Source organism: Candidatus Margulisiibacteriota bacterium, from assembly GCA_031268855.1.
Taxonomy (GTDB): domain Bacteria; phylum Margulisbacteria; class Termititenacia; order Termititenacales; family Termititenacaceae; genus Termititenax.
In genome coordinates this window covers 1-9,228 of the sequence record JAIRWS010000097.1, presented here as the reverse complement: position 1 = coordinate 9,228, position 9,228 = coordinate 1, and the positions used below count along the sequence as shown (strand labels likewise).

At 47.3% G+C, this 9,228-nt stretch carries 9 protein-coding genes; 4 read left to right on the top strand and 5 right to left on the bottom strand.

All coding sequences use genetic code 11. The annotated features are described in order from the left end of the window. Positions 1-5: 5 nt before the first annotated feature. Both LBJ25_05885 and LBJ25_05880 read left to right on the top strand, forming a co-directional pair. A complete protein-coding gene (locus LBJ25_05885) occupies positions 6-335 on the top strand; it encodes a BrnT family toxin (protein MDR1453485.1) in 330 nt (109 codons plus the stop codon). Then, entirely contained in the window at positions 277-594 is a 318-nt protein-coding gene (locus LBJ25_05880) for a BrnA antitoxin family protein (GenBank protein MDR1453484.1), read from the top strand. The genes LBJ25_05885 and LBJ25_05880 overlap by 59 nt, the downstream gene beginning before the upstream one ends. A gap of 57 nt (positions 595-651) precedes the next feature. On the opposite strand, the gene LBJ25_05875 is transcribed toward LBJ25_05880, so the two are convergent. Beyond that, positions 652-1,848, bottom strand: coding sequence for a hypothetical protein (locus LBJ25_05875; GenBank protein MDR1453483.1), 1,197 nt, complete (start codon positions 1,846-1,848; stop codon positions 652-654). Positions 1,849-2,288: 440 nt separating this feature from the next. Between LBJ25_05875 and LBJ25_05870 the strand changes: the two genes are divergently transcribed. Next, entirely contained in the window at positions 2,289-2,846 is a 558-nt protein-coding gene (locus LBJ25_05870) for an ORF6N domain-containing protein (protein ID MDR1453482.1), read from the top strand. Between the two features lie 12 nt (positions 2,847-2,858). Here LBJ25_05870 and folD read toward each other — a convergent pair whose 3' ends face one another. The 4 genes from folD to LBJ25_05850 form a co-directional block, all read right to left on the bottom strand. Further along, entirely contained in the window at positions 2,859-3,713 is an 855-nt protein-coding gene (gene folD, locus LBJ25_05865; protein ID MDR1453481.1) for a bifunctional methylenetetrahydrofolate dehydrogenase/methenyltetrahydrofolate cyclohydrolase FolD, read from the bottom strand. Positions 3,714-3,797: 84 nt separating this feature from the next. Beyond that, complete coding sequence (gene smc / locus LBJ25_05860) at positions 3,798-7,379, bottom strand: chromosome segregation protein SMC (GenBank protein ID MDR1453480.1); 3,582 nt, start codon at positions 7,377-7,379, stop codon at positions 3,798-3,800. Continuing rightward, positions 7,380-8,120, bottom strand: a complete 741-nt coding sequence (rnc, locus tag LBJ25_05855; protein MDR1453479.1) for a ribonuclease III — start codon at positions 8,118-8,120, stop codon at positions 7,380-7,382. It abuts the gene before it with no gap. Positions 8,121-8,166: 46 nt separating this feature from the next. Further along, positions 8,167-8,904 (bottom strand): hypothetical protein, encoded by a 738-nt coding sequence (locus tag LBJ25_05850; protein MDR1453478.1) that lies wholly within the window; start codon positions 8,902-8,904, stop codon positions 8,167-8,169. 105 nt (positions 8,905-9,009) lie between these two features. Between LBJ25_05850 and LBJ25_05845 the strand changes: the two genes are divergently transcribed. After that, a partial coding sequence (locus LBJ25_05845; protein MDR1453477.1) for a helix-turn-helix transcriptional regulator occupies positions 9,010-9,228 on the top strand: 219 nt, incomplete at its 3' end.

Below are 9,228 nucleotides of genomic sequence, written 5' to 3'. Positions count from 1 at the left end.
TGTATGTGTTATTATCCAGTCTGGAATTTGAATGGGACGAGGAAAAAAATAAAAAGAATTTGGCAAAACACGGTGTGGACTTTGCGGATGCGCAGTATATTTTTAATGATCAGTTTTGCCGGATCGCTTATGACCGAGAGCACAGCCTGACCGAAAAGCGCTGGAAAGTTATTGGCAATATCGGCAAAATTCTGGTTGTGAGCGTCACGCACCGTAATAATGTCGTTAGAATAATTTCGGCACGCAAAGCAACTAAAAAAGAAAGGAGCATCTATTATGGCAATGGTGAGGAGCAGGATAAATATAACCAGACCTATACCTGGTGGAGTTATTGAAAGGGTCCGCGCCGGGCTAAAAGGCCGTAAAATTGACCCGACCGATCCCGACAATCCGCCGCTGACCGCGGAGGAATTAAAAGAAATGGCCGAGCAGACCCGCGCCTTAAAAAAACGGACGCTGTTTTCGTTGCGGTTGTCCCAGGCTTCGCTGCTCTGGTGGCGCGATCTGGGCAAGGGCTACACCGGCCTGATGACCAAATTCCTCGAAGCCGCGCCGCTACACCCCGAGTGGGTGAAAACGGCGCTGGGGGATTGAGTTTGGCCAATTCGGAGATTGATTTCCGGATTGGCCAAAACATGAAAGTGATTTGGGTTAATCACCTTGTGAACTAAAGCGTTCCTGCAGTAAGTTTTCTATCTCCTTCTGAATATCAAGCGGCAGATCGCTTTTGTCCTGTAGAATTTTGCGCAAAGATTCAAACTCTGGTGTTAAGTTGAATGATTTAAATGGAACTGGATCCCTTCTCCCCGATAACAAAGCGTTTGTTCTTTTATCTGTAACTTTTTTAATTTGCTCGCGTATTTTCGTGGAAATATCATTGTCTCCTTTACTTTCAAAAAATTCAGCCATCTCTTCCGCTTTGCTTTCTGAACCAAGTTCTCCTGTGCGTGGATGCCATATATTGCCATTATTTCTCAGCGCTTCGGATTTACTGCCTTGAAAAAACTGCCTATCCAGTTCCCAAGAGTAAGCGAATTCGCTAATTTCATTTTGTACTCTCCGAATGGCTTTTTCAGCGGAAATTTGATTATCTCCACCAATCTTTCTCAAATCCTGTATTAAAGAATTTATTTTAGCAAAATCTCTGTGCCTGATTAAATCATACGTCGCAGAACTATAGGCAAAATCAAGAAGAGAGTACTCGCTAATTTCATTCTGTATTCTTTGAATGCCTTTTTCAACAGAAATTCGATTATTCCCAGACAACTTTCCACTAATTCCTCTTAAATCCTGTACTAAAGAATTTAATGTGGCAAAATCTCTGCGCCTAATCAGCTCATCAACTTCGGTAATATTTATATTGCGGGCATGATTAATAAAGTCTTGCTGTCTAGGCTGACCATCCTCAGTTAATATGCTTTCTGATAGAATTTTATTATGGTCGACAAAATTATGGCTGGCTGGATTATTTATATCGGCAGTCGGACGATTATAAGAAATAATATTGTACTTATCTAAAATATCCGCAAATTGTTCATATATATGAGCAGGGACAATATTATCTCTATTATTGTTGAGTACATCGTGAAACTCAACAGGATAAACCTTATCAAGCTCTTTTTTATAAAATTCTGCAAAGGCCGCGATTTTTTGAGCGACCCTCTTATCACTTCGACTGCCGTTTTTTAACTCCTGAATTAGACTGCGGATTTTATTAAACTGTCCTAGCTTTACCATTACAGTAATATCTTCTACCGTAATCGTGTCCTTGGTTTTCTCCGTGTTTGTAACTAAATTATACTGCGCTAGATTTCCGGCCGCATTGACTGAAAAATTTGTGTTCACCATATAAATTACCTTCCTTTTCTTAATTTTGTTTTTTTACTTTTTTAACGGGAAACAAAAACACCAGAGGTTTCACCCATAGGCATCACCTCTTTGTAAAGCAAAGTTAAAATTGGAAATTAACGATTTAGATACTGTCTGTTCGACAGTGGGGGGGGGGGGGGGTGACTGTCAAGTAATAATTATTCATTTCTTTCTCCTGCGGATATTATTACCCGCTTTTTTCTAAATTATACCTGTCGCCAATGCGACAGGTACTTCCTCCGCGACTTGAGGTCGCTGTCGGTCGTACCGTAATAGCAAGATTTATCTAATAATTTATCGTAAGCAATATTAAATTGTTGCAGAAAATTCGACTAATCTTGTAGCATAGTTGGCATTTTTCTTGCATGATTACCTATAAATAGTTGGCAAAAAAGCTGGCAATAAAAAGGAGTGGAATTATGAAAAAATCAGAAGCATTGGTAACTACGGAAGTTATTGAAAATAGAATATTTTTGCTTAGAGGCAAGAAAGTAATGTTGGATAGGGATTTAGCAAGTCTGTACGGTGTGGAAACCAAACAACTCAAAAGAGCGGTTAACCGGAACAAAGTTAGGTTTCCCGCAGATTTTATGTTCGTCTTGACCAAGCAAGAAGCGCAAAATTCAAGGTGCCAAATTGGCACCTTGAAAAACAGTCAGGGCTCAAACATCAAATACTTACCGTACGCATTTACAGAACATGGAATTCTAATGTTATCCAGCGTGCTTAATAGCGCAAGGGCAGTAAGCGTGAATATTCAAATTATGCGGATTTTCGTAAAGTTACGCAAAGCTATTATTACACATAAAAATTTACAAAGAAAAATAGCCGTCATTATTCGGCATCAACATTCTCAAGATCAGAAAATCAGCTCGGTAGTTGAGGTTATAAATAAATTTTTTGCGCCGGAAAAAGAATCGCCTCAAAAACAATGGGGATTTCTGCCACCAACTAAAAAAAATCAAACCGGAAAGTAAAAAACTAAGAAGTTATTTCTTTTGCGCCAGATACGCGTTGAGCGTGTTTTGCATGAGCATGGCGATGGTCATGGGGCCGACGCCGCCGGGGACTGGAGTGAGGAATCCGGCGGCTGCGGAAACGCCCGCAAAGTCCACATCGCCGGTCAATTTGCCGTTCACGCGGTTGGTGCCGACATCGATCACTACCGCGCCGGGTTTGATCATCCCGCCGGTAATTAAACCCGGTTGGCCAGTCGCCGCGATTACAATATCTGCCTGCCGTACCTCATTAGCCAGATCTTCCGTGCGCGAGTGGCAAACCGTAACAGTACAGTCCAGTTGAAACAGCAAAATAGCCATTGGTTTGCCAACTATGTTGCTGCGGCCAACCACGACCGCTTTTTTACCGGACAAAGAAACTCCGGTCGACTCCAGCAGCTTGAGGCAGCCCAGCGGCGTGCAAGGCAATATCATTGTTTGATCGGCAGCCTTAAAATAATTCACCAAATTGCCCGTATTCTGCGGATGAAAACAATCCACATCTTTATCCGGGTTAATTGCCAGAATAACTTTTCTGACATCAATTTGCTTCGGCAGAGGCAGCTGTACCAGCACGCCGTGTATTTTAGGATCAACATTTAATTTTTGGATCAAGGCCAGCAGTTCCGCTTCGCCGGTCGTTTCCGGCAGGCGATGCACTTCAGAATAAAAACCGATTTCCTGACAGGCTTTTTCTTTGGAATTTACATAAACTTGCGAAGCCGGATCAGCACCGACTAAGACGACCGCCAGCCCGGGCTTGCTGGTCAATTTGGCAACTTCGTTTTTTATTTTTCCGCGAATATTTTGCGCAATTTTTTTCCCGTCAATTATAACAGCAACCATTTACTTCCTCTTTCAATATCTTAATAACTCTCTATCGCCTCCCCTTGATAAGGGGAGGCGCCGCATAAGCGGCGGAGGGGTAGATCACGCTTCCAGCAACGCCTTTTCTTTGTCGGGCAATTCTAACGAAACAACTTTGGAAACACCTTTTTGCTCCATAGTCAGGCCAAAGAGAACTTCCGCCACAGACATCATGGCCTGCCGGTGCGTGATGATAATGATCTGTGTTTTTTCCGCATATTCTTTCAGCAGCTCGGTCACGCGGCCGATATTCGGGTCGTCCAGCGCGGCGTCGATCTCGTCGAGTATGCAAAAAGGCCCCGGTCGCGCTGAAAGCAGAGAGAAAAGCAAAGCCACCGCTGTTAAAGCGTTTTGGCCGCCGGAAAGCAGGGACATTGACTGGGTTTTTTTCGCGCCGGGCACACGCGCCAAAATCTCAATGCCGGATTCCAAAATATTATTATTATCCAAAATCTGCAGCTCGGCGTAGCCGCCGTTGAAAAGCGAAGTAAAAATCTGCTTAAAATGCTCGTTTACCAAATGAAAAGTTTCCTTAAAAGCCTCCAGCGCGGTGCGGTCTAATTCTTTGATAATGCTTAATAGATCGGCTTTAGATTTTTCCAGATCCTCACACTGATTTTCGATAAAAACCAAACGTTCTTTTTGCGCTTCGTACTCTTCGATCGCCAGCAGATTGACCGGCTCCATGCGTTTGATGCGGCGTTTGAGTTTTTCCACCTCATCCTGTGTCTTTTCGTAATCTTCCACCACCGCTTCGGATTTCAACACATCATCGATAGTCAGATTGTATTCATTGGCCATGCGGCGCAGCATCTCAGCGTGCTCAGCTTCCACGCGCGCCATTTTGATCTCCTCCTCGGACAGCCTGGCGCGCACCTCACGGTCGGCATCGTGGCGTTCTTTTTCCAGACGGTCGTAAACTTCCAGATCGTTGAAATACCGCGCGCGCTCCTGATTGGCCGCATGGAGGCCGGTCTGGGACTGTTCGATCCGGCCCTCGATTTCCGGCAAAATATTTTGCGTGTCCCGCAGAATATTTTCCGCCTCGGCGATGCTTTGTCGCAAAGTTTCTTTTTCCGCGCTTTTCTCGGCCAGCTGCGCTTCGGTCTGCTGAATATTGTCGCGGTAAGATTCCAGCTTTAATTCAATCTGCCGTTTGGCAGCCAGCGCATTGGTGCTGTTGATCTTGATCTCGGTCAGCAGCTCATTGACTGTCGTTTTTTCACCGTCCGCCTGCTGCAGGGCGCTTTCTTTTTCTGCAATAATTTTTTCTTTTTCTTCCCGCTGCTTATTCAGCTCGGCCAGCTCAGTCCGCAGATTTTGTTTTTGTCCGGCGATCCTCTCCATTTCGCTTTGCTGCTGCGTGATTTCCTGCTGGCTATTGACGATATTTTTCTCCAATTTGCCGCGGTCAATCTCAAGGCGCGCCAGATCGTTGGCAATAGTGCCCTGCTCTATCTCCAGATGCTTCAATTTATTGGCGTGTTCTTTTAATTCTTCTTCAATCTGGCCAAAAAGCTGCTCGATAGTTTTAATCTCCGTATCCAGCGCCGCCAATTCTCCGGTATACTGCTCGCTGTCTTTTCTCAGCTCGATAATCTCACGCTGGCGGCTCAATAAAGAGATCGACTCCTGTTCCTTGCCGACCGAACCGCCGGTCAGCAAACCCTTGGCGGTCAGCGCCTCGCCAGCCAGCGTAACCACCGCCGATAAGCCGCTGGCCTCGCTCTGCTCAAACACACTCCAGGCCTGTTCAAGATTATCCACAATGCATACTGTGCCCAGCAAACTGGTGATAAATTCCTGATATTTTTCCGCGCAGGACACCACATCGACAGCGCAAACGCCGCGCGGCGGCGTGACTTTGACCGCGTTTTTCAGCAGACCGCCGGCCATAAACGTCGCGCGTCCCAGCGCATGCTCACGCAAATGCTGGAGCGCCTGCTCGACCGCGGCGCGGTCTTCCGCCACAATGGCCTGTAGATTATTTTCCAGCGCGGCTTCCACCGCGGCTTCGTACTGTTTGGGCACGGTGATAATATCCGCCACCACTCCGGCAATACCGCCAAAGCCCGGCGTGTTATCTTTTCTGGCCTGAAAAACCGAACGCACGCCTTTTTGAAAACCCTCATGCGTCCGCTGCATTTCTTCCAGCAACTGCAAACGCGAGGACTGCTGATCATATTTTTCCTTGATCTCTATGCGCCGCGCCAATTTAGTTTTGCGCTCGTCTTCTTTTTGCGATTTTTGTTTGAATAATTCATCGCGCCGCGCGTGCAGTTCATCGACATTGCTGTCAACAAAAGTTTTGCGTTCCAGCAGTTCGCCCTTGCGCTGCGCCAGTTCTGCCCGCTCCCTGGCAAAATCCGTCAGCGAAGTTTCCACGCGCTGCAAATCGCCGGCCACAACCGTCTCGCCGGATTCCAAACCCAGCAGTTTGGATTTTTGGTTTTCCACCTGATCCAAAAAATCCGTCAAAGCTTTTTTCAAATCAGCGATCTCTTGATTGACCTGCTGCCAGCGCTCGACAATGGCGCGGGTTTCCTCGTTTTTCCTGGCCAAACGCTCGTCAAGCTCGGCCACGGATTTTTCCACCGCGCCCAGCTCAACCTGCGCTTCGTTTTGCCGCGCCAGCAAAGCCGTTTTGTTGGCTTCCAGCTGCGCGATCTCCTGCTCCACCGCCTGCAAACGCTGACGGTGATTGCCGGCGCGTTCTTTGGCCACATCGGACTTATTGGCGGATTCGGCTTTTTGCCGGCGCAAATCCTGCAGCTGGCTGTCAAAATCCTGCAGCTGTTTATCCAGCTCAACTATTTTGCCGCGGAATTCCTGTTTTTTCGCGGCGATATTCCGCGCACCCGTGTCGGCTTCCTCGACAACTTTTTTATATTCGGCAATTTTTTGCTCGACTTCCTGCTTAAAAAAATCCAATTTGCCCAGTTTGACCTTGAACAAACCAATTTCCAAACCGGCCAGATCTTTTTTCAAAATCTGATATTCATTAGCTGTTCTGGCCTGCTCTTCTAAAGGCCCCAGCTGCTGGTGGATCTCCGCGCGGATGTCGCTCAAGCGGAATAAATTCTGCTCGGCGGCTTCCAGTTTGAGCTGCGTGGCGTGCTTGCGGGATTTATATTTGTGAATACCGGCGGCTTCCTCGAACAATTTGCGGCGGTCTTCCGGCTTGTTGTGCAGCAGACTGACCACCTGCCCCTGCCCGATAATTGCGTAAGAGCCTTTGCCGATGCCGGTGTCCATCAGTAATTCCTGCACATCGCGCAGGCGCACTACTTCTTTATTGATAAGGTATTCACTCTCGCCAGTACGGTAAAAACGGCGGCCGACTTCGACCTCGCTATAATCCACCGGCAGCCGGTGATCGGAATTATCGATAGTCAGAAAAACTTCGGCCAGCGAAACCGGCTTACGCTCCTCCGTGCCGGCAAAAACAACCTCTTCCTGCTGCGAACCGCGCAGCAGCTTGATCGATTGCTCACCCATCACCCAGCGAAACGCGTCGATAATATTGCTTTTGCCGCAACCGTTGGGCCCGACGATCGCCGTGATGCCACGCCCGTCCGCAAACTCCAAAACTGTCCGGTCGGGAAAGGTTTTAAACCCGAACATTTCCAGTTTTTTCAGATACATTCAAACACTCTCCAGTATCCCCCTGAAATGCGCGTCCTGTAGCAAATTTTTCGCGGCCTGCTGCTCGGAGCCTTTTTTCGTCTTGTTTTGCCCCTGTGCCGCATAAGGCCGCAGCCTGGCCCAAACACCGCGCCCCGCCACCAGAACTTCAGTGGTAAAAACCTTGTCATGCTCGGGACCGCGTTCTTGTATAACACGATATTCCGGTAATTTCCAGCCTAAAGCCTGCGCCTTCTCCTGCAGGACAGATTTGTAATCCTGAAAGTCGGCCAGCTCGATTTCCTCGGCGAAAAACGGCTGAAAAATTCTCAAGATAAACTCGCGCGCGCGCGCCAGACCGCTGTCCAGATAGTAGGCCGCAAAAAGCGCCTCCAAACTATCGGCCAGATTGGACTTGCGCCGCGCGCCGCCGGTGGCGGCTTCATTGCGGCTCATCAGCAGATAATCGCCCAGCGCATGACGCGCGGCGATCTCCGCCAGCGCCGAGTCGCTAACCAGCACCGCGCGGACTTTAGTCAAAAAACCCTCGTCTTTGTCGGCAAAAGTTTCAAACAAATATTCGGAAATGACTATTTTTAAAACTGCGTCGCCCAAAAACTCCAGCCGCTCGTTGTCCGCTTCATTATTTTGGCAAGAGCAATGGGTCAAGGCATTATTGAGCAATTCCAAATTAGCAAAATTGATCTGCAGTATTTTCTGCAATTTTTGCAGCTGCTGCACGCGTGTTACGGTCAAAGCCATATTTTTTAATTTTAGCACAAATAAAATTTATTTTTCGGGATCTGCCTTAGATTATTTTAATAATATAAATAACCGTGTAATACTCCGGCACAGTGTTTATAGAAACCTGTATCGGCGTTGCTGAAGCGCTGCCAAAATCTCCCGTATTGCCGTTCAAGGTAAGCGTATGGGTGTGGCTTGCGCTCGCGCCTTCCGAAGCCACCGAACTGCCGCTAAATGTATGTCCGTGCGTGCCGCCGCCGGTGATCGAAATTCCTGTCTTACTGCTGACTACAGCAAGGCTTGTGGTAGCCTGTCGTGCACCGCCAGCGCCCGGATAGTATTCCGTCCCATTAGAATCATAATCCACCTCTAAATCATGCTTATGCCCGGGATCATTAACATCAGTAACGGAATGAGCATGTGTTCCTTCCCCGGAAATATTTCCAGCAGCCGTAACTGAATGGGTATGTCCCTGACTTTCATTGCTCGTAGTCAATGTTCCGGTCAAGGGATGATTATGACCGGGCAAATTCACGTCGGTCAAAGTAATATCCGCAGAACCAGAATTGCTGCCGCCGGTAACGCCGGAACTGCCCGCGCCGCGCAGAAATTTATCGGTCAGATCCGGTATGTTTGGATCAACGGCATGATTGGCGGCATTGCAGATTTTCCAGATATTTTTGAATTCCGCGCCGGTTGCGCCCCACGCTGCAGAACTGAAAGTCAGTAGCGTGCCTTTCGGGAAAAAAGTTAGATTGAGAATGTCCGCCGCGTACATTTTCTCGCCTGTCGCTATAGTCATAATAAATCTCCTCCTGTTTATTTAGTATTATTGTTAATTAGCATTGCTACTTAGCACTGCTATTTAGCAACGCTAATTAACATCAGTATAATCTAGGATTTAATAATGTCAATAGCTAAACTAAAGGAAGATTTCAATTTCAAATATGACTCGGCGGATGTCGGCAAACACATCGCCAGATTGAGAAAAGCCAAAAAATGGAGCTTGCATAAATTATCCTATGAGTCCTGTCTTGATGTGGCCGTATTAATGCGCATCGAGAAAGGCGTATCCTCGCCAGTGCTGGACACGCTATTGAAGATCATTGACGGCCTGGATCTGACG